19 protein-coding genes are annotated in these 21331 nt (G+C 44.0%); 3 read left to right on the forward strand and 16 right to left on the reverse strand.

What is annotated here, in order from left to right; genetic code table 11:
* Positions 1–213 precede the first annotated feature (213 nt).
* Positions 214–642, reverse strand: coding sequence for a protease complex subunit PrcB family protein (locus tag NBH03_RS00120; RefSeq protein ID WP_015513634.1), 429 nt, complete (start codon positions 640–642; stop codon positions 214–216).
* Between the two features lie 128 nt (positions 643–770).
* Here NBH03_RS00120 and NBH03_RS00125 point away from each other — a divergent pair, with 128 nt between their 5' ends.
* The gene (locus NBH03_RS00125; protein ID WP_250795307.1) at positions 771–1436 is read left to right on the forward strand and encodes a hypothetical protein; all 666 of its coding nucleotides are present in this window, start codon (positions 771–773) and stop codon (positions 1434–1436) included.
* Positions 1437–1583: 147 nt separating this feature from the next.
* On the opposite strand, the gene NBH03_RS00130 is transcribed toward NBH03_RS00125, so the two are convergent.
* Both NBH03_RS00130 and NBH03_RS00135 read right to left on the reverse strand, forming a co-directional pair.
* On the reverse strand, positions 1584–3314 hold the full coding sequence (locus NBH03_RS00130; RefSeq protein ID WP_250795318.1) for a phospho-sugar mutase: 1731 nt from the start codon (positions 3312–3314) through the stop codon (positions 1584–1586).
* 50 nt (positions 3315–3364) lie between these two features.
* Entirely contained in the window at positions 3365–4366 is a 1002-nt protein-coding gene (locus NBH03_RS00135) for a CotS family spore coat protein (protein ID WP_208728563.1), read from the reverse strand.
* A gap of 148 nt (positions 4367–4514) precedes the next feature.
* On the opposite strand from NBH03_RS00135, the gene NBH03_RS00140 reads away from it, so the two are divergent.
* The gene (locus NBH03_RS00140; protein WP_117539951.1) at positions 4515–5333 is read left to right on the forward strand and encodes a Cof-type HAD-IIB family hydrolase; all 819 of its coding nucleotides are present in this window, start codon (positions 4515–4517) and stop codon (positions 5331–5333) included.
* A gap of 128 nt (positions 5334–5461) precedes the next feature.
* On the opposite strand, the gene NBH03_RS00145 is transcribed toward NBH03_RS00140, so the two are convergent.
* The 3 genes from NBH03_RS00145 to NBH03_RS00155 all read right to left on the reverse strand — a co-directional run bounded on the left by NBH03_RS00145 (position 5462) and on the right by NBH03_RS00155 (position 9096).
* On the reverse strand, positions 5462–6466 hold the full coding sequence (locus tag NBH03_RS00145) for an asparaginase (protein WP_250795322.1): 1005 nt from the start codon (positions 6464–6466) through the stop codon (positions 5462–5464).
* Positions 6463–7860, reverse strand: a complete 1398-nt coding sequence (locus tag NBH03_RS00150; protein ID WP_250795328.1) for an MATE family efflux transporter — start codon at positions 7858–7860, stop codon at positions 6463–6465. The genes NBH03_RS00145 and NBH03_RS00150 overlap by 4 nt, the downstream gene beginning before the upstream one ends.
* Positions 7861–7965: 105 nt before the next feature.
* Positions 7966–9096 carry a DUF362 domain-containing protein gene (locus NBH03_RS00155; protein ID WP_250795330.1) on the reverse strand — a complete coding sequence of 377 codons (1131 nt, stop codon included), beginning with the start codon at positions 9094–9096 and terminating at the stop codon, positions 7966–7968.
* A 192-nt stretch (positions 9097–9288) separates the two neighbouring features.
* Between NBH03_RS00155 and NBH03_RS00160 the strand changes: the two genes are divergently transcribed.
* Positions 9289–9843: a DUF2284 domain-containing protein gene (locus tag NBH03_RS00160; RefSeq protein WP_250795336.1), complete on the forward strand. Its 555-nt coding sequence runs from the start codon at positions 9289–9291 to the stop codon at positions 9841–9843.
* 26 nt (positions 9844–9869) lie between these two features.
* On the opposite strand, the gene cobJ is transcribed toward NBH03_RS00160, so the two are convergent.
* The 10 genes from cobJ to NBH03_RS00210 form a co-directional block, all read right to left on the reverse strand.
* Positions 9870–10604, reverse strand: coding sequence for a precorrin-3B C(17)-methyltransferase (gene cobJ, locus NBH03_RS00165; RefSeq protein WP_250795339.1), 735 nt, complete (start codon positions 10602–10604; stop codon positions 9870–9872).
* Positions 10597–11694: a cobalt-precorrin 5A hydrolase gene (locus tag NBH03_RS00170; protein WP_250795346.1), complete on the reverse strand. Its 1098-nt coding sequence runs from the start codon at positions 11692–11694 to the stop codon at positions 10597–10599. Before NBH03_RS00170 ends, cobJ begins: the two co-directional genes overlap by 8 nt.
* Before the next feature lie 4 nt (positions 11695–11698).
* Entirely contained in the window at positions 11699–12496 is a 798-nt protein-coding gene (gene cobM / locus NBH03_RS00175; protein WP_117527351.1) for a precorrin-4 C(11)-methyltransferase, read from the reverse strand.
* The gene (cobI, locus tag NBH03_RS00180; RefSeq protein WP_250795351.1) at positions 12493–13191 is read right to left on the reverse strand and encodes a precorrin-2 C(20)-methyltransferase; all 699 of its coding nucleotides are present in this window, start codon (positions 13189–13191) and stop codon (positions 12493–12495) included. Before cobI ends, cobM begins: the two co-directional genes overlap by 4 nt.
* A gap of 2 nt (positions 13192–13193) precedes the next feature.
* The gene (cbiD, locus tag NBH03_RS00185) at positions 13194–14351 is read right to left on the reverse strand and encodes a cobalt-precorrin-5B (C(1))-methyltransferase CbiD (protein ID WP_250795356.1); all 1158 of its coding nucleotides are present in this window, start codon (positions 14349–14351) and stop codon (positions 13194–13196) included.
* Positions 14348–14968 (reverse strand): flavin reductase family protein, encoded by a 621-nt coding sequence (locus NBH03_RS00190; protein WP_215689707.1) that lies wholly within the window; start codon positions 14966–14968, stop codon positions 14348–14350. The genes cbiD and NBH03_RS00190 overlap by 4 nt, the downstream gene beginning before the upstream one ends.
* 48 nt (positions 14969–15016) lie before the next feature.
* Entirely contained in the window at positions 15017–16666 is a 1650-nt protein-coding gene (locus tag NBH03_RS00195; protein ID WP_250795364.1) for a putative manganese-dependent inorganic diphosphatase, read from the reverse strand.
* A 12-nt stretch (positions 16667–16678) separates the two neighbouring features.
* Complete coding sequence (locus NBH03_RS00200) at positions 16679–18361, reverse strand: putative manganese-dependent inorganic diphosphatase (RefSeq protein ID WP_250795369.1); 1683 nt, start codon at positions 18359–18361, stop codon at positions 16679–16681.
* Between the two features lie 76 nt (positions 18362–18437).
* Positions 18438–19826 (reverse strand): dihydropyrimidinase, encoded by a 1389-nt coding sequence (gene hydA, locus NBH03_RS00205; protein ID WP_250795376.1) that lies wholly within the window; start codon positions 19824–19826, stop codon positions 18438–18440.
* A 136-nt stretch (positions 19827–19962) separates the two neighbouring features.
* Complete coding sequence (locus tag NBH03_RS00210) at positions 19963–21312, reverse strand: glucose-6-phosphate isomerase (RefSeq protein ID WP_250795381.1); 1350 nt, start codon at positions 21310–21312, stop codon at positions 19963–19965.
* Positions 21313–21331 lie beyond the last annotated feature (19 nt).

A 21331-nucleotide genomic window follows, 5' to 3' on the forward strand; every position in this document is an offset into this window, starting at 1 on the left:
GGACTTTCACTACTGTTTGGTAATAATGTATAAAACTCCTGTAATAATTTTAACTCTTTTTTCATCAAAAGTCAATTTGCACAGTAAAAAGACTTATTTTTCTCAATATACGTGTTTATTTTGTAGATTTTCACGATTTTTTTAGTACTTTATTCTTCATAATTTCATCGTATACGCAAAATTCGACAGCATTTTCCCTATATATCCCGGCCTCTATATGTCAAAAATGACGGGAGCATCCAATGTCTCCAGCTTAATCACAATGTACGGATACGATACAGTTCCCGCTCCGATCTCGCTCTCCGTGTTTTTGCCGGATCCCGGGCCTTCCAAGGATGTACTGACACAGACTGACTGCTCTCCCAGATACAGATCATTGACTCTAATGCTGTAACCGCCGCCTTCCTGACTGCCATATCCGACAATCAGATACATATTCTCACCATCTCTGTAAATCAGTGTAAAGGTTTCTTCCTTTCGCTCATCAATATGTGACTTCAGTTCCTCACTGATATCCTCTGCACTCACAACTGTAAAATCCAAATCCCGCACCTTTTTTTCCATCATGTCATTTCCCGTACATGCACATAATAAAACCGTCAGCATCATACATATACTTATCTTCCATACTTTTCCCGCCATGTTTCCCTCCGATACGCCTGTCAGACTATCTTATATTGACAAGTTTATGTAAATTGATGGTATTTTATTCACATCACCCATAAAATTATGATAAAATGAGCAGTGTTGCATGATAAAGGAGGTTGTTTATGAAATTCAAATATTCTCTGCCCTGTCTGCTTCTGCTGGTTGTGATGCTGACAGGATGCGGGCACAATTTTGACAGCAGCGGCTACGTGACTTCAATCATGGATACCCTGTACAAAGGTAACTATACATCCTATATGGATTTTACCGGCGTCTCCCGCTCGGATGTTTCTCTTTACCGTGATCAATGGCTTACATCCTCTGCGGAAGCTTTTATGACAGCTTTTGGCGCCGGCACGCCATCCGAAGAAACCACAGACCGGATCATCGCTCTGCTGAACCAGCTCTATGCTAATGCCAGCTATGAGGTAACCGCTGAAACACCCGCTTCAGACGGCAGTCCCCAGACTGTGCAGTTGTCCATCCGGCCGCTGAATATCCTGAAGGACAATTACGATGCCATTCAGGTCTATGTTCATTCTTTTAACGAAAAAAACGCCGACTTCTCCTATGCCGACCTGACAGAAGAAGCCTACTACGACACTTATCTTGATGGGATACTGACCATCCTTGAAAGTCATCTGGCAGACATGACCTTTGGTGAAGCCACAACATTGGATATCCCCTTAGAAAAGAATAGTGACGGCCTATATACCATTTCCGAAGATACTCTGACAGCAATTCAGAATACACTCCTGCCATGGCCTGAGACAGACACGCAGCAATAAACCTACGAATGCGGTTCAGAAGTTTTTATAAATTAACAAACTGAAATGCGCGAAATCAAAAACTACGAAAAGGGATTCAAAAAAGCTTATTCCTGTGCGGAATAACTTTTTTGAATCCCTTCTTTAAGTTCTGAATCGCGCGTTCTTTTACATCATTTTGTCGATCATGGCCAGTACGGCTTTGCCGAGTGCTTCTGACTTCTCATCAGCATCTGCCAGGGAAGTTCCTTTGATACCATAATAGAATTTGATCTTCGGCTCTGTACCGGATGGTCTGACGCATAACCATGCATCATCTGTCATGTCATAGTACAGAACATTGGATGACGGAAGACCTGTCGGCTTTGTCTCACCTGTGGCCAGATCAACAATCTCATCCTTCTTGTAATCTCTTCTGGATACAACCTTATAACCGCCGATTTCTGCCGGTGGATTCTGGCGCAGTACTTCAAGAATAGACTGGATCTTGGCAAGGCCTTCGATACCGGATAAGGAGATAGATTTGATATCATCCTTATAGTAGCCATAGCGTTCATACATATCTACCATGGCATCCCAGAGATTCATACCCTTGGATTTATAATAAGCAGCTGCTTCACAAAGGGCCATTGTGGCTACAATCGCATCCTTATCACGGGCATGTGTGCCGATCAGACAGCCATAGCTTTCTTCAAAACCAAACAGATACGTACCGACACCTGTTGTCTCAAACTTCAGGATCTGCTGTCCGATATATTTAAAGCCTGTCAGGCATTCGATCAGATTCACATTGTAATACTTCGCAATGGCATCCGCCATGTTGGTTGTAACAATTGTCTTGATCAGTGCGCCGTCTTTAGGCAGTCCCTGTTTCTCCTTGATCTGGCTGATTGTGTAATCTGCCAGAAGACAGCCGGACATATTGCCTGTCAGCGTATGGTAAATACCTTCTCTGTCCTTCACTCTGACACCGAGACGGTCTGCATCAGGATCTGTTGCAAGAACAAGATCTGCATCTACTTTCTTCGCCAGCTCTAATCCAAGGACAAATGCCTCATCTGATTCCGGATTCGGATAGCTGACTGTCGGGAATTCACCATCCGGCAGTTCCTGTTCCGGTACAACATAAACATTCTCGAAACCGATTTCCTTCATGATCCTTCTGGCCGGGATATTGCCTGTACCATGCAGTGGTGTGTATACAATCTTAATCTGATCTGCATATTCTTTGATGAGCTCCGGATTCTTCACCTGTTTCTTCAGCTGAGCGATATAAACATCATCCACATCACTTCCGATCACCTGATATAATCCGGCAGCAATTGCCTGATCACGATTCATTGTCTTTACTTCATTATAGTCTGTGACAGCCTTCACTTCCGCCATAATCCCTGAATCATGCGGCGGTGTAATCTGCGCGCCATCTGCCCAGTAAACCTTGTAACCGTTGTATTCCGGTGGATTGTGGCTGGCTGTGATATTGATGCCGGCTGTACAGCCAAGATATCTGACTGCAAAAGATAATTCCGGCGTTGGTCTCAGTGCATCAAATATGTAAGCCTTGATGCCATTGGCTGCAAGACATAAGGCTGCTTCATTGGCAAATTCCGTGGACATTCTTCTGGAGTCAAATGCAATGGCAACGCCCTTGTCTGCCGCATTCTGCTTGATAATGTAATTAGCCAGACCCTGTGTTGTCTTGCGGACAACATAAACATTCATACGGTTGGTTCCGGCTCCGATAACACCTCTCAAACCTGCTGTACCAAACTCCAGATCTGCATAGAAACGTTCCTTTATCTCATTCTCGTCATCCTTGATACTTAATAATTCCTGCTTTGTTGCTTCATCAAAATAAGGATTCGCAAGCCAGCTTTCATAGACTTCTTTATACTCCATCGGAATGACCTCCCTTTATCTTTATTTGGTTTTATTATACTCCAGGATGCCTAAAAAATAAAGGCATATTTGAATGTATTCAGAAAATCCTGCCTCTGTCCCTCCGTTTTCTTAAAACGACAAAGCTTGTCATAATTGACGCTGGAAATCCAGCTTTTCCGCGAATTGTAATAACGATTTGATATTTTCCAGAATTTTTCCGGAAAAGTCAACATCGCATACAGTACACGTCTTTCCTCCTCCGACAGTGTTCTGACAGACAGATACGTATCCATGATCATTGTTCCCAGGGAACTGTCCCAGTTATTTTTTTCAAGAACCTTTCTCAGAAATTGATACAGATCTTTCACCTGGATATCATAATGCATTTTATCAAAATTCACCACTGCCGTATATTTTCGGTTTAAGATCACCTGATGATAATTAAAATCCCCGTGACACAGTGTCCGCTCATCCAGAGCTTTCTTTCGCAGACCATCAAAGTCGAATTGATTTAATTCACTAAGGGCCGCATCTGCCTCTTTCATGCAATCACCATACAGCTGCATATACAATTTTTCAAAATCATTCCATTGTTTTTTCTGACGGATATAGCTGTAAATAGCTCTCAATTCTTTTCTCCTCTTCAGAAAAATCTGTCTGGTATCCTGAAAACTAAATTGTTCCACCCGATCCTCCGACAAATCACACCGTCGCATCAGCATATGCAAAACGGCCAGCTGCCGCACCGCTGCCAGGACATCTGCTGCATTTTTCACATCGCATTCACGTCCTTCAAACCAGTCTCTCACGGTGTACATCTGACCGTCCTTATTGTTATTCAGATACTGCCCCTCTTTATTCGGCAGCAACTGATCCACGTAATAATACCCTCTGTCGCGGATTGTATATTTGACCAGCTGTTCAAACTCCAGTCTCTGGGGTGACCGGTGATACGCCTTGACAATTTTCATTCCCTGGTCCGTGTCACAGATAAATGCACCTCTCCCACGACAGACCCGGGTTGTCTGAAACGTATAAGCATCCAGAACATCTTTGATTTTTTCTTCCACACACTCGCCCTCCCATACCCGCTGCAAATCGCTGACTACTTTTTAATCATATGTGCGGTATGGGGCAGGTATGCACTTGTTTTAAACCCGGGATTCAATTATAATGAAATAAATAGAATTTTAAAATGATTGCGGAGAAATAAATATTATGGATTTACGATTAATTGCTCTGGATTTAGACGGGACCACTTTGAACAGTCAGGGAAAAGTAAGCCCTTATACAAAAAAAATATTAGAAAAAGCACTTTCAAAAGGCATTCTCGTTGTCATTGCCAGCGGACGTGCATTATCCGCCATTCCGGAGGATATTCTGAACATTCGCGGATTAAAATATATCATTACTTCCAACGGATCCAGTATTTTTGAACTGCCGGACAGCCGCAGAATTTATGCCAATGATATGAAACCCGGTGTCGTAATGAGCGTCCTTGCCATTATGCAGGATACACATTTCCCCTTTGAAGTTTTTATCGGCGGTCATGCTTATACGATGCAGGCTTATTACGATTGTCCAACTGATTTCGGCGTTCCCGAACGAATGAATCATTATGTCCAAACAACCCGCACCCCGATTTCTGATATGCCGGACTTTATGATGAAACATTGTAACGAAATCGAAGGCATTGATATGATTGTTCCTGATATGCCGAAGAAACAGCAGCTGATCACTGCCTTATCCCAAATCTCGAATCTCTACATCACATCTTCTGAAAGCTATTACATAGAAATGGCCTCCGGCTCTGTCAGCAAAGCCTCTGCCCTGCATGCGCTGGCTGCGCAGTTTCATATTACCCCGAAACAAGTTATGGCCTTTGGAGACAGTGATAACGACATCGAGCTTTTATCTTATGCCGGATGCGGTGTCGCAATGCAAAACGCGACATCCAATCTCCTGAAAGCCGCTTCGGCTGTCACCCGTTCTAATAACGAAGATGGTGTCGCATTTTATCTTGAATCTTTTCTTTAGTTATTGTAGCTAATATAGCAGGAATCCTGTCTATACTTTATCGTTTGTATAAACAGGATTCCTCTTTTTTAAGTTGTTGTTTCCGTTTATACATCTTATTTTTTCAAATAAAGTCATGCTGCATTTTTCTATCTGCTTTCATTGTACAGAATGTCCTGCGCAACAGTGGTATAAAACAATCTCCGTATTCCCGCAGGCTCCCTTGTCTGCCCCAGAATCCACATCAGCTTCGTGACCACAGCCTCTGTTGTCATATCATAAGCTTCCAACACACTGTCGTACTGCTTCAGATGATGTCCCACCTGATAAATGGTCATGTCACTGCCCTCATTCGGCACCTGTGTTGTCATAACAATGGTCTTGCCCCGATTGATGCCCCACTCAATCGCCTCACCGAAATGATAACGCTCACCCATTGGCAGACCGCCCACACCGAAACTCTCAATAATAATGGCATCATTACGTTCAAGGAAATACCTCAGATAGTCCCCGTCAATCCCCGGAATCAGCTTCAGCAGTCCGACTTTCGAGTCCATTTTGTGGTAAAACTCCGCCGTTGCAGCTTTTACCTGATGGATATACTGAATCTTACGTCCATCCTGAATCACTGCAAGACTTGGATAATTAATACTTGTAAAAGCCTGAAAACTCTTTGTCCGGACTTTTCTGGCTCTTGTTCCCAGAATAACTTTTCCGGAAAAGACAATCTGAACACCGCAGGCATCATCTGAAGATGCATAGATAAAACTATCCAGAAGATTGGCCCTTGCATCCGTAATCTCCATATCCACAGGTTTCTGTGAACCGGTCAGGACAATCGGTTTTGGTGAATGCTGCACCAGATAAGATAAAGCCGAAGCCGTATAAGCCATGGTATCTGTACCGTGGCAGATCACAAAGCCGTCGTATTTTTCATATTTTTCTTCAATCGCATTGGCCATCATCATCCAATGTTCCATGGAAATGTTGGTGCTGTCCAGATTACACAACTGCAGTGTTTCCACTTCACAGATGTCCTTCAACGACGGAATGTAATGCAAAATATCCTGAGATGTCAGCTCCGGTGCCAGCCCGTCTGCTGTTCCTTTTGACGCAATCGTACCGCCTGTTGCGATCATTAATATCTTTTTCAATTTTTATCCTCCTGCTTATCTTCTAATACCGCCTGTCTATCTTCCAATGCCGCCCGCTTTTCCAGACTGCGCACACAGAAAAAGAAAGCTGGTACAAGGAAACAATCCGCCAATATCCATGCCACCGGACTGGCAAAACAAACTGCCGGATATCCGAAAATTGGTACAAACACAAAGGCTACTACTGTTCGGCCAATCATCTCACACACGCCTGCAAGAATAGCCAGACGGCTGAATCCCATGCCCTGTATGGTAAATCTGAAAATATTCACCAATGCCAATGGAAAATAGAACGCAGAGTTACACATCAGGAAAAGATGTGCCTGATTGATAATGACCTCCTCACTGGCATCCACAAAAAGTAATGCCAGATATTTACCGAAGAGCAGAATAAATATAAAGGCTGCAATACCATAAACAAGTCCCAGCAGCGTACAGGATTTTTCTCCCTGCTTCAGTCGGTCAAATTTGCCGGCTCCTACATTCTGCCCCGCATAGGTCGCCATGGTAGAACCCATCGCATCATACGGACAACACAGGAACATATTGATCTTGACCGCCGCTGCCACAGAAGCGACTGCCACAGATCCCAGTGAATTCACTGCCGCCTGGATAATGACACTTCCGATGGCTGTAATGGAATACTGCAATCCCATAGGAATACCCATATTGCACAAATTCAGTATGCAAAATTTATCCGGCTGCCATTCCTCTCTCTGAACATGCAGAATCGGGAATTTCTTCCAGATAACACCCAGACAGCAAAAACCTGAGACGGCCTGTGCGATCACTGTCGCCCATGCAGCACCTGCCACGCCCATTTTCAGAACGATAATAGACAGCAAATCCAGTATAATATTCAGGATTGATGAAAAAATCAGCAGATACAGTGGTGTCTTGCTATCTCCCAGCGAACGCATAATGCCTGACAGGAGATTATACATATAAGTTGCCGGTATACCAAGAAAAATAACAAAAATATAGCTGTAGGAACCATCAATAATATCCTCCGGCGTGTTCATCAGTTCAAGGATCTGGCGGCAGAAAACACAGACCAATACAGCCATAACCACTGCAAATATGATCGACAGCCAGACACTGTTAGCCACGAATTTTCGCATACCATGCTCATCCTTTGCACCAAAACGCTGGGCCACAGGAATAGCAAAACCATTGCAGACACCCATACAGAAACCAATGATCATAAAATTAATAGACCCGGTAGCTCCAACAGATGCCAGGGCGCTGACACCCAGAAACTTTCCGACAATGATCGTGTCCATCATATTGTAAAACTGCTGAAACAGCATACCAAACAAAAGCGGAATGCCGAAACCGAGAATCAGCTTCATCGGCGAACCCGTTGTCAAATCTTTTGTAGCATTTCTGCTCATCTTCATCCTCCCTCAAGGTCATTCAAATATCCATAAAACCTGTCACAAAATTCCAGTCAGCATACGCCGACTGGAATTTCGGAAACCTTATCATCTCTGTGCCTATTAACAGACAATCAGCTCATAATCTCTGCTGCCGAGGCCAATCTTATCTGCATGTTCCAGACATGACTGCCACTCTGATTCCGGTGTGGAATTCGTAAAATGATCATGATGATCGACAAAATCCGGTCGACTCATGTTATCCGAAAGCTGGCTGTTCGGCATCGGTTCTGCCTTCAGACAGGCATCTACACAGGCCTGTTCAAGGGCCAATGGATCAAAAGAAACAAACATGCCGATATTCGGCAGAATCGGCACATCATTTTCTCCATGGCAGTCGCAGTTCGGAGAAACATCAAGAACCAGAGAAATATGGAAATTCGGTCTTCCGTCAATAACCGCCTTCGTATATTCTGCCATCTTGCAGTTCAAAATAGCATTAGCATTGCTATTTCTGAATGTAATAGCATCAAAATTACATGTGCCGAGGCATCTGCTGCAACCTACGCAATGTTCTGTATCTACAGTCATTTTCTTTGTTTCTGCATCGAATACAAGTCCGCCGTTGGCACATTCCTTCTGACAGCGCTTGCAGCCTACACATTTGCGTGATGAAATTGTTGGTATACCGTTGCTGTGCTGCTCCGTTTTTCCTGCTCTTGAACCGCAGCCCATACCAATATTCTTGATCGTGCCGCCAAATCCTGTCGTTTCATGTCCCTTGAAATGTGTCAGACTGATAAAGACATCCGCATCCATCACTGCACGTCCGATCTTGGCTGCTTTGACATATTCACCACCTTCTACAGGTACATCAATATCATCCGTGCCTTTAAGACCATCCGCAATAATGATCGGACATCCTACCGTCAGCGGTGTAAAACCATTCTGCCATGCACATTCCATATGTTCAAGGGCATTCTTTCTGCTGCCCGGATACATCGTATTACAATCTGTCAAAAACGGCTTGCCACCCAAAGATTTTACCAGATCAGCCACTGCCCTGGCATAATTCGGGCGAAGGAAGCTCAAATTGCCCAATTCACCAAAATGCATTTTAATGGCTACGAACTTACCGTCCATATCCAACTGCTCAATGCCTGCTTTTTTCAGCAGTTTCTGCAGTTTTGTTGTTAAGCCATCTCCATAAGCCGGTGTTCTGAAATCAGTAAAAAAAACTTTAGATTTTTCCATCTTCAAAGCATCTCCTTCATTGTATGTATCTTTATCTTCTATTGTTTTAACAATTATTGTAACTGTTTATTTGCGTTTATCTCGTGATAGTATAACCTACCGCTTTCAAAAGTGAAATAGGCATCTTAACCAAAAGTATCCTATACATTCTTCACTTTTTAAGGTATGATAGATAAAAAGGAGGAATCAGCCATGTACACAACCGAATCCTACACAACATGCATCGCTGTCAGTGATTATAAAAAAAGATATATCGATATTCCCACTTTCACTGAATACTGCAAAGCCTGTCCCAATTATGACAGACTCTGGTCCTGTCCTTCCTACACCTTCGATGTGGAGGCTTTCTGGAATCAGTTTCAGACACTGGATCTATTTGCGGTCAAAATCCTCTATAATGATGACTATGCCGGAAAACAATTCTCGGAACACAAAATTGCCGATATTATGCGTCAATCCCTCAATGTCGAAAAAGCCCGTATCAGCCGGGAATTATTCCGACTTGAAGAAAAATACCCCGGCTCCGTCAGTCTTTCAGCCGGCTCCTGTAGCCTGTGCCATGACAATTGTACACGTCCCGACGGCCTGCCATGCCGTTATCCCGACAAACTCCGTTATTCCATCGAATCTCTTGGCGGCAATGTCGGTCTGACCCTCAGTCAATGCATGGGCATTGACCTTGAATGGATGGAAGAAGGCCGACTTCCTCACTACTTTGTTCTTGTCAGCGGCCTGCTCCGCAGGTAAACGCCCCTCAATCTCTCCGATTACCGCTATTCACTCAGTTTATAGCCTCTTGGCGTCACCATCTTGCCATTGATGACTTTAGTTGTACTATTTCCGATAAATACTGTTGTAAACATATCCGCCTCATAATTCGACAATTCCTGAAGCGTCATGACCTCAAAAAATTCTCCGTCTCTTCCAATCTGTCTGACAATACCGCAGACTGTTTCCGGCAAAGCATACTGCATGACAATCTGACAAGCCTTATTCAGATAATCCTTTCTCTTTTTGCTGGAAGGATTATAAAGACAGATAGCCATATCGGCACTTGCTGCAGCTGCCAGGCGCTTCTGGATCAATTCCCACGGTGTCATCAGATCACTGAGACTGATGACCGCAAAGTCATGCATCAGAGGCGCTCCAAGTACGGCACCGCCGCTCAAGGCTGCTGTCACACCGCTGACAATTTCTATTTCAATCCCCGGATAATCACGACTGATTTCATAAATAAGGCCTGACATGCCGTATACACCAGCATCTCCAGAGCAGATCATGGCTGTATTTCTACCTTTCATGACTTCGTCAAATGCCATTCTGCAGCGTTTCTCTTCCTGGCGCATTGGTGTTGTCAGCATTTCTTTTCCTGCAAAATGCTCCGCAACTAAATCCACATATACCGTATACCCCACAATGATATCACATTCTTCCAGCACCTTAACGGCCTTTACTGTCATCTGTTCATAACCGCCCGGTCCGATGCCGACTACATATAACTTACTCAAATCTTAACCTCCTGCCTGTACCGGCCGCAGCCAGTGTAATCCCAGGCATAATTTCCTTTCTGATAAGAAGTATGGTCTCTCCATGTCCGATGATGCCGTTTTCTTCATTCTCCCCGGCCGCACAAAATGCAGACCGCTCACAGACATTATCCACACCAACATGACTTTTAACAAATTCAGACGCTGTAAAGTCACCCTCCAGAGCACACAGTTTTTCTGCTGAAAATGTGATAAAAGGCCAGTTATATTCTCTGCACGCATCAAGAATCCCCTGTTCCTGTGCTTTTACATCTATTGAAGCTATCCCGGCAACAGACCGTTCATCAATCGCATGTTCCGTCAAAAAATATCTGATTGCTGCTTTAATTTTGTCAGTCTCTGTACCTTTACGGCACCCGATCCCAATCCATACTGTCTTTTCAGGTATCAGCTGCAGCCCTTTCATATTGCCGGACAACCGATGATAATCAATAATAATATCCGCCTTTTCAACTTCATCTGTTATACTCAGGTATTTCGGTAGCACCGCTTCATGTGTCAGCATGGCATCCGCATAAACCAATTTCTGTTCATATTCAAGGATCGAAGCAGATAACTCTTTTGCTTTTCTTCGATCCGTTATCAGCAAATGATTCTTCACTGCAAACACATCAACGGCAAACAAACCCTGAATATCGGTCGCAGTTGTGATAACAGGTATTGCCTGCAAATACGCTGCCAGCTGAACTGCCAGTGCATTGGCTCCTCCCACATGACCTGAAAGTATCGGAATGACATACTGATTTTTTTCGTCCACAACTAAGACTGCCGGATCGGTTAATTTATCTTTCAGACAGGGGGCAATACTGCGCACAGCTATCGCCGCTGCCCCGACAAATACAATAGCATCATACTTTTCAAAAGCATCCTTTGTCCATTCAGCTACCTTTTTGGCAGCAGGACGCAAAATTTCTTTTGCTAAACTGTCATTCTCTTTATAACGGCCGCCGTAAAACCCTTCCGTCGTATAGCCTGCCATCTTCAGGCCGGTTATAATTCTCCGATTGCAGGCATTGCCATTCTGTGTAAAACTAATAACCGCTGTTTTCATACTGTTATTGATCCATACCGGCTTTATCTGTATCAGATCCGTTCGTGGTTTCTGTTGCTTCTCGAAATGCCGTCGTAAACGAAGGGTCATACAAAAGGGACCGATCATACTGTTCTCCGATGATATTGCCCACCACAATCAATGCTGTACTTGTAATGTTTTCCCGTTCTGCCGTCTCCGCCAGCGTCCCCACCGTACAAAAAAATCTTTTTTCCTCCGGCCATGTCGCCTTATAGCAGATTGCAGCCGGTGTAGCCGCTGTATAGCCGCCTTCTATCAGCTCTTTCTGAAGTTTCGGCAAATGGCCTGTACTCAGGAAAAGGACCATCGTTGCCTGATGTCTTGCCAGCTGAGGAATAGATTCCCGCTCCGGCACCGGCGTTCTTCCCGCTGTACGGCTGATAATAACCGTCTGGGACACTCCCGGCAATGTATATTCCAATTCCAGTGCCGATGCCGTGCCGCAGAACGCACTGACACCGGGACAAATATCATATGCAATATTCATCTTTTTCAAAGCATCCATCTGCTCACGAATCGCACCATAAAGGCTTGGGTCTCCCGTATGCAGCCGGACAGTTGTCTTTCCTGACTGTTCCGCTTTCTTCATCACATCCAGAACTTCTTCTAAGGTCATATGGGCACTGTTATAAACTGCACATTCCGGCTTTTTTACTTCCAGCAATGCCGGATTGACCAGAGAACCGGCATAAATGATCACATCGGCCTTTGCAAGCAACTTTTGTCCCCTTATTGTAATTAAATCCGGCGCTCCCGGTCCTGCTCCTACAAAATGTATCATTCTTCTTCATCCTTCCGATCTTTCACAATGACAAGGGTATAATACCCCGGATGTTCCGGCATATCTTCTACATTTATCCACAGATGTTCTTCTTCCATGCCGCAATTTTCCACCATTGCAGCCCATCCATGATGTTCTTTGACGCACTGTCTGACAACCGGCATCTTTTTCCCTGCTTTCATGAGGATTTTGGTTCCGGGAAGCTGTATCGCCGCTTCAACATCATAACTTGCAGGGATAATATGGATCTGTTCCTGCTTCTCGCCAAGAGAAACGCCAAGTTTTGCCGCCGCAGCACAAAAAGAAGGCACACCGCTGACAATGGATGTCCGATACCCCATCCCGGCAATCCGCTGATGGATATACATGGATGTGGCATATACAGTCGGATCGCCCAACGTCAAAAAGGCTGCATCCTTCCCTGCATCCAGGACCTCTGCCACCTTTTGGGTTCCCTCTCTATGGCTTTTTTCAAGCCTGTCTTTGTCTTTTGTCATTGGCATGACAAGACAGACAGTTGTCTTATCTTCAATTTCCGGTATTGCCCGCCTCACAATCTGATAGGCCACACATTTTTCTTTACTTTCCGCCGGCAAAACCAGAACCTGACAATTCCTGATTATCTTAACTGCCTTTAAAGTCATCAGTTCCGGATCTCCCGGACCTACACCCACACTGTACAAACAGCCGCTCACCCTTATTCCTCCTTATGCTGTGCAGCATTCATCTTCTTAAACAGATTCGGTACATTTTCTGTCTGTCCCAGCATCCCGAATACATTTGAAAATATAATAATGCCAATCTCAATCTGGCTTCCGGCTCTTTTTTTCACATGTGCCTCTATTTTCTCAAGAATTAACTGCATTGTCTCTGTTAAAAGTCCGCACTGCAGCAGAATTTCCATCCCGGCATCCGTCGTTACTGAAGACATAATCTGACGCAAAATATCATTCCCCGCTCCGGCCATTGCCGCATAGGCTGTCATTATCTCCATTCTGGCATCCGCCTGATGAGAATGGGTATTCATAATTCCTCCGGCAACTTTGATCAACTTGCCAATGTGCCCTGCAAGGACAATCCCCGATGCCCCTTCACAAACCGCCAGATCAATACTGTCTCCAATAAAATTGCTGATTTTTATCACCTGATCTGGATGGATATGATAAGCCGCCTTTAGATAATCCAGTCCGTAATTGCCCGGAGCCATAAGAAGAATATCTTCATTCTGTGCCCGGTGCATTCGGATATCCACTGCAATTGTATCAATTAATGCTTTCTCACTCATCGGTTCAACAATACCTGTTGTTCCAAGCACAGAAAGCCCCCCTACAATGCCAAGCATCGGATTCAGTGTTTTTTCTGCCTTTTCCTTCCCATTTGGAATAAAAACAGTGACCTTCAGTCCTTTTTCCCAGGCATACTGCCTGCGCACATCTTCCACTGCTTCATGGATCATCTTCCTTGGCACAGAATTGATTGCCGCTGCACCCACAGGCTGATCAAGCCCTGGTTTTGTCACGCGTCCGACGCCCATTCCGCCATCTATGAGAATTGTTTTTCCTTCTGTTTTCTCAACAGCTGCACATATGAGCAGTCCATTCGTAATATCCGGGTCATCTCCGGCATCTTTTATCATTCCGCACTTCACGCAATTTTCATTGCATTCCAGGAACTCAGTTTCAAGAATAATATGCTCGCCTCCCGGAAGCTGCAGGGAAACATCCCTGCAAATTTCGCCGCTCAACAAAGTAACCGCGGCGGCTTTGGCAGCAGCTGCCGCACATGTTCCGGTTGTATAGCCGCATCTTAATTCCTGCTGACCTTTGATGACTGTTTTCCTCCTGTAATCAATCATGCTTTTTTATTCTTGGCCTTTGTTTTATGCACTGAGGCTTTCTTGACTTTTGCAGGATTTTTCTGCACAGAATAGCCAAACTTGCCGATGTAACGTCCTAATCCGTAATATTGCCCGTGTGAATACACAATCGGTTTCGCTTTGATAAGATCAAACTTGCCCTTTTCATCCATATAGGCCTCATCAGCATAAACACCTTTGACATTGGCAATAAACATATCATGACTGCCAAGTTCTTCTATTCTCACAACTTCACAGGCAATACATACCGGGCTCTCTTTGATCATTGGTGCCCATGACAGCATCCCCATCTCAGGGGTCAGATGCATCTCCTCAAATTTGTTCAAATCCTTTCCTGATTTCACACCACAGTAATCTGTTGCAAATGCCAATGCCTCTGTTGTCAGATTAATATAAAATTCTCCGGTTTCCTCTAGCATATGATGTGAATATCTGTTTTTTCTTACAGAAACGTACACCATCGCAGGATCCGAACAGATTGTTCCTGTCCATGCAACCGTCAGCACATTATAATTGCCGGCTTTATCCCCGCAGGATACCAGAACAGCCGGCAGCGGATACAGCATATTTCCCGGCTTCCACAATTGTTTGCTCATTTTCTCTGCCTTTCTATTGTTCGTGACTTCATTCAACACTTGCAGCAATTAAGATTGAAATGCCTGCATTAATGTTGGTACTACCTGTTTCTTACGCGATACAACGCCTTCCATAATGACCGTATTGCCCTGAACCGGACAACCACTGTAAGATGCAACGCCTGTCAATGCATCCGGTCCTACACAGATCAATGTTGTCGACTCCTGAAGGATATCTGTCAGCATGAAGAAAAGCATATTCAATCCGGTCTCCGGACGTACTTTCTCCATAAATTCTGTCAACCTGTCGACAATTGCCGTCAGTTCATCATGATCCATTGAACTGATCTGACCAATTCCATAAGAAATATCTCCGGATTTGAATTTTTTGAAATCCTGATAAAAAATTTCTTCTGTTGTCTTTTTGCTGAGATTGCTTCCTGCTGCAAACATTGCCTTGGCATGTACCTCAGTTTCTATCCCTGCAATGGCTGCCAGTTCTTCTGCTGCAATCTTGTCGATGGCCGTACAGGTTGGCGAACGATATAAAAGCGTATCTGAAATAATAGCAGAGCACATCAAACCTGCAATCTTTTCAGGAATCTCCATCTTTTTCTCCTTAAACATCATATAAATGATGGTAGCTGTACATCCTACCGGCTGATTTCTGAACATAATCGGACGAATAGTTTCCACAAATCCGAGCTTATGATGATCAATGATTTCTTCTATTTCTGCTTCATGCAGTCCGTCTACAGCCTGTCCGCTCTCATTATGATCCACGAGAATGACCTTTTTCTTATCCATTTCCAACAAGCTGTGACGCGTCATCATTCCGACAAGTCTGCCCTCACTATCCAGGACCGGATAATCTCTATAACGCATCTTAGCCATGATACTGCGAATTTCTTCCGTGTAATCATCGGTTCTGAAATAAGTCAGATTATTCTTGATCATAAAATAGCCAATCGGGATACTCTGATTCAAAAGCCTTGCAGTGATAAATGTGTCATACGCAGTTCTTAAAATAATGCAGTTCTTTTCCTCTGCCAGCTGTATAATCGCCGGTGAAACCTCACATCCGATACTGATGATCAGACACGCCGCCTGCATTTCAATCGCACACAGCTGAGATTCGTAGCGATCCCCCATAATGACCATATCGCCGGCTTCAATGGATTCCTCCATCAGATCAGGATTTGCAGCTGCAACAATTACTTTTCCTGTAGCCGTTTTATGGTCAATATTGCCTGCAAGGACTTCTGCCTTCAATGTTTCAACGATATTCTTGTAAGATGTCTTTGCATCCGCCAATGCCCTTCCACCGGACACATCCATAATGGACTTGGCAATATCTCCGATTGTCATCAGTCCTTCCAGGCCGCCATTATCATTCACAACCGTCAATGTAGATTCACGCTTGCTGCTCAGTAATTCCCACGCTTTTTTGACCGACATATCCTTTGAGACACGTTCAGCTTCTTTTAATCCACTGTCCTTGACCTGATTTCTGACATTATCCACATATTCCGGTGCCTTCACATCAAATTTGTCCAGAACATACTGTGTCTCTGAGTTCACTTCCCCGGCGCGTTTTGCTTTATAACAATTGCTTTTGCTAATCTGGTTCTTAAAATATGCATAGGCGATTGCTGAGCAGATTGAATCTGTATCCGGGTTTTTATGACCTATGACAAATATTTCTTTTTCATTGCTCATTTCCGATTCCTCCTATGCCATCAACATACCCATCATTACAGGCACAAACTGCTTCTTTCGTGATACAACACCCTCAAGAAGGGCTTCTCCATCCACCGGCATCTGATTAAATCCCTGGGAAAGAATATTTTCTGCCTCCGCACCGGTATAAATCACATAAGAATTTTCGCTCAGAATGTCTGTGAGCAGAAGGAAAAGCATATCTATATTCTCTTTTGTCCGGGCACTTTCCAAGAACGGTTTCATCTTATCCTTCAGTTTCTTGAGTTCTTCCGCATTCATCGATGTCACCTGGCCCACACCAAATGTTGTATCTCCGGATTTAAATTTCTTAAAATCCTGATATAATATTTCTTCATTCGTCTTCGATTTCAAATCGCTGCCTGCATCAAACATCGCTACCGCATGGGCTTCCATATCCAATCCGGCAATTTCAGCCAGCTTTTCAGCCGCCAGCTCATCCAGCGGTGTACAGGTTGGTGAACGGAACAGCAGCGTATCCGATATAATGGCTGAGCAAAGCAGACCGGCCACTGTCTTTGAAATTTCTATATCATTCTCAATATACATCTGATAAATAATTGTTGCTGTGCATCCAACCGGTTGGTTTCGTACATTCACCGGTTTAATCGTCTCAATCGTTCCAAGTTTATGGTGATCGATGATCTCCACAATTTCAGTCTCTTCAATGCCATTGATGGCCTGATCTGCCTCATTGTGGTCCACCAGGATAAATTTTTTCTTGTTCATATCAATCAGATTACGCCTGGAGATCATCCCTGCATAGCAATCATCTTCCGTCACAACAGGGAAATCTCTGATTCTTTCTTTCATCATGATATCCTTGATATCATCCACATAACTGTTTTCTTTAAAAACCACCAGATTCTCTTTTGTCATAAAGTAAGAAACCGGGAGGCTCTGATTGATCAGTCTTGCTACTGCATATGTATCATAAGCCGTACTGATGACCGCGCATCCATTGTCTCCGGCAATTTTTCTGATTGTTCGTGAAACCGGGGCACCATCACACACGATAATGACGGCGGCATGCTGCTCCAGTGCACACAGCTGTGCCTCATACCGATTTCCCAGAATAACGACATCACCGGCATCAATATGGTCCTTAATAATCTCTGTATTGGCCGTTGAAATAACAACCTTTCCGGAAGTTACACATTGTTTTGCATCACCGGCCAGCAATTCGCCCTCAACTGTATCAATGATATTCACATAAGGTGTATGCGCCTGTGCCAGAATGCAGTTATCAAAAACAGCCATATAGGACTTTGCTATGTCTCCCGTTGAAATCAGACCTTCCAGGTGTCCCTTGCTGTCTGTAATTGCAAGGGTCGCTTTTTTGACTGCACGCATTGTCTTCCATGCCTGTCTCAGGGAAATATTACCGCTGACGCTCTGTGTTTTATCATCAAATATATCTTTAATCTGTGTTCTGGCATCTCTCATATAGGTTGGAGCCGTCACATCAAATGCCTTCATCACATATCGGGTTTCCTGATTCAAATGTCCCGCCCGAACAGCTTTATACACAACTCTATCTGCATGCTCATCTGCCACCTGTCTGGCTGAAATCTTGTTCTTGAGATCTGCTAATGCCATGGCTGAACAGATGGAATCTGTATCCGGATTTCTATGTCCACTTATATAAATTATTTTTTCCTTTTTTTCTGCCATTTTCATATCTCCATTGCTGCACTTACCATATACCATTCATGCTTTTATCTGGAATGCCGTCTGCACGCTTGGCCGTTCACTTTAATAATTCCGTATATTTAACAGGTTTTCTGTTAATGTAGCGTCCAAATCCCAGCGGAACCTGCAGTCTTTCATTTTCTACCACTGCCTGCCCCCGAACCATTGTCATCACCGGCCATCCTTTAACCTGAATGCCTTCATACGGTGTATAATCTACATTCTCATGCAAAATATTCTTCGTAATCGTTACTTCCATATCCGGATTCATCAGCACAATATCTGCATCACTGCCTGGCGCCAGAACACCTTTCTTTGGGTACATACCAAAAATTTTGGCCGGATTCGTACTTGTCACTGCTGCAAATTCATTCAAACTCAATCGGCCTTTCGATACACCTTCCGAGAAAACAATTGGCATTCGTGTCTCTACTCCCGGCGCACCATTCGGGCATTTTGTGAAATCATCTTTGCCGTTTTGTTTATCTCCATGGAAATCGAAGCTGCAGTGGTCTGTTGCAATCACCTGCAACGTCCCATCTTTGATTCCCTGCCAGATAGCTTCCTGATGCTCCTTAGCCCGGAGCGGCGGGCTCAAAATAAACTTTAATCCTTCCACCGGATCATCATAACGGCTTTCATCTAATACAAGATACTGCGGACAAGTCTCTCCAAAGACCGTATCCCCTGCTTTTCTTGCCTCCCTGATCAGGTTAACACTCTCCTTTGCCGAAACATGTACGATATACAGCGGAGCCTTTCCTGCTGCTTTTGCCAGTGCGATCATTCTGTCCACAGCCTCTGCCTCACAATATGGCGGTCTGGACTGTGGGTGATATTTTGCCTCCGTTTTTCCTTCAGCAACAAACTTATCTCTCAGATAGTGAATAATCGCATCATTTTCACAGTGTACGGTTGTAATGCCGCCAATATCTTTAAGTTTCTTCAACACCTTGAGGGTATCTGCATCTTCCAGTTTGTAGTCATAAGTCAGATACATTTTGAAGCTTGATACACCATCTGCCATCATCACTTCCGTTTCTTTCAGAATATCCTCATTAATATCCTGGAAAACACCATGAATGCCATAGTCTGTTACACACTTGCCATTCGTATACCCCTTATAAACCCCCAGCTGATGATGCAGATTGCATCCTTTCGGACCGAATCCCATATGGTCAACGATTGTCGTCGTACCGCCGAAAGCTGCCGCTATCGTTCCCGTACTGAAATCATCTACAGCTCTTACACCAACATCAATATTGAAGTGTGTATGCACATCAATACCGCCAGGCAATACAACCAGCCCGGTCGCGTCGATGATCTGTCCGCCCTCCGCCTCTAAATTCTGTCCGATTTCAGCGATCACTTCATCCTCTATCAGTAAATCCCCTTGTATAACCTTATCTTCCAATACAATGGTTCCGTTTTTTATCAGTTTCTTCATTCTGTCCTCCTGCATTTCACACCCATATATATTCTCTGATTCCATTGAATATCCGACTTTCTTTGCTGTCAGAGAATCTCTCTTCTTCACGAAAAGAGCACAGAGAAATCATTCCCTGCGCCCTCTTAAAAATGATTTATAATCTCTTTAATAAAGCTTCTGTCATGTCTTCATAACCCGGCTTACCAAGCAATGCAAACATATTCTTCTTGTAGCTTTCAACACCAGGCTGGTTAAATGGATTCACACCCAGTATGTAACCGCTGACACCGCAGGCAAATTCATAGAAGTAGAATAACTCACCAAGATAAAATTCATTCTGCGCCGGTATTTTCACCATCAGATTCGGTACCTGTCCATCTGTATGTGCCAGAATTGTACCGTTCATCGCGCTCTTATTAATGAAATCTACAGACTTGCCAGCCAGATAGTTCAATCCATCCAGATCGACATCCTCTTTTTCAAGAATAATCTCTGCTCCCGGATCTTCTACTGAAAGTACTGTCTCAAACATCAGACGAGAACCATCCTGAATAAACTGTCCCATGGAATGCAGATCCGCTGTCAATGTAACTGAGGCAGGGAAGATTCCCTTCTTATCCTTACCTTCACTTTCACCATATAACTGTTTCCACCATTCTCCGATATACTGGACGGAAGGTTCATAGCTTGCTGTGATCTCAATACTCTTGCCTTTCCTTAAAAGGATGTTTCTGACTGCTGCATACTGCAGTGCATCATTTTCTTCAAAGGCATTCTCAAGGCAGACTTTTCGCATGGATGCAGCGCCGGCCATCAGCTGTTCAATATCTGCACCGCTGACTGCAATCGGAAGCAGACCAACCGCAGTAAGAACAGAGAAACGACCACCTACATCATCAGGCACGATAAATGACTCATATCCCTCTTCTGTTGCCAGGCTCTTAAGTGCGCCTCTTGCTTTATCTGTTGTGCAATAAATCCTCTTCGCAGCTTCTTCTTTGCCGTATTTCTCTTCAAGCATCTTCTTGAAAACTCTAAAAGCAACTGCAGGTTCTGTTGTAGTTCCGGATTTGGAAATCATATTGATAGAAAAATCTCTGTCTCCAATAACATCCATCAATCCCTTAATATACGCACTGCTTAAATTATTACCGCAGTAATAAATCTCAGGTGTCTTTCTCATTGACTTTGGAATGATATTATAAAAATTGTGTCCCAGGAATTCATTGGCTGCTCTAGCTCCAAGATATGAACCACCAATACCGATAACAAGCAGGACATCTGAATCGCTCTGTATCTTTGCCGCCGCTTTCTGAATACGTGCAAATTCTTCCTTATCATAATCCACCGGAAGATCGATCCATCCAAGGAAATCATTGCCTTCGCCTTCACGGCTCAGAAGAAGCTTCTTCGCCTCCTCCGCAATACGCTTCATGGCTGTTATCTCGCCCTCACTAATATATTCGGCAGTTTTTGAATAATCAAATGTAACCTTATTTGCCATTTTTCTTCCTCCAATTTTA

The sequence above is a fragment of the Coprococcus intestinalis genome (assembly GCF_023656595.1).
Lineage (GTDB): Bacteria > Bacillota > Clostridia > Lachnospirales > Lachnospiraceae > Coprococcus_A > Coprococcus_A intestinihominis.

Coding starts and splice junctions, on each gene's coding strand:
- NBH03_RS00210 (WP_250795381.1), bottom strand. CDS start 21,312: ATGGCAAATAAGGTTACATTTGATTATTCAAAAACTGCCGAATATATT.
- NBH03_RS00130 (WP_250795318.1), bottom strand. CDS start 3,314: ATGGAGTATAAAGAAGTCTATGAAAGCTGGCTTGCGAATCCTTATTTT.
- NBH03_RS00200 (WP_250795369.1), bottom strand. CDS start 18,361: ATGGCAGAAAAAAAGGAAAAAATAATTTATATAAGTGGACATAGAAAT.
- NBH03_RS00160 (WP_250795336.1), top strand. CDS start 9,289: ATGTACACAACCGAATCCTACACAACATGCATCGCTGTCAGTGATTAT.
- hydA (WP_250795376.1), bottom strand. CDS start 19,826: ATGAAGAAACTGATAAAAAACGGAACCATTGTATTGGAAGATAAGGTT.
- NBH03_RS00125 (WP_250795307.1), top strand. CDS start 771: ATGAAATTCAAATATTCTCTGCCCTGTCTGCTTCTGCTGGTTGTGATG.
- NBH03_RS00195 (WP_250795364.1), bottom strand. CDS start 16,666: ATGAGCAATGAAAAAGAAATATTTGTCATAGGTCATAAAAACCCGGAT.
- NBH03_RS00140 (WP_117539951.1), top strand. CDS start 4,515: ATGGATTTACGATTAATTGCTCTGGATTTAGACGGGACCACTTTGAAC.
- NBH03_RS00120 (WP_015513634.1), bottom strand. CDS start 642: ATGGCGGGAAAAGTATGGAAGATAAGTATATGTATGATGCTGACGGTT.
- cbiD (WP_250795356.1), bottom strand. CDS start 14,351: ATGATTGATTACAGGAGGAAAACAGTCATCAAAGGTCAGCAGGAATTA.
- NBH03_RS00150 (WP_250795328.1), bottom strand. CDS start 7,860: ATGAGCAGAAATGCTACAAAAGATTTGACAACGGGTTCGCCGATGAAG.
- cobM (WP_117527351.1), bottom strand. CDS start 12,496: ATGATACATTTTGTAGGAGCAGGACCGGGAGCGCCGGATTTAATTACA.
- NBH03_RS00170 (WP_250795346.1), bottom strand. CDS start 11,694: ATGAAAACAGCGGTTATTAGTTTTACACAGAATGGCAATGCCTGCAAT.
- NBH03_RS00155 (WP_250795330.1), bottom strand. CDS start 9,096: ATGGAAAAATCTAAAGTTTTTTTTACTGATTTCAGAACACCGGCTTAT.
- NBH03_RS00190 (WP_215689707.1), bottom strand. CDS start 14,968: ATGAGCAAACAATTGTGGAAGCCGGGAAATATGCTGTATCCGCTGCCG.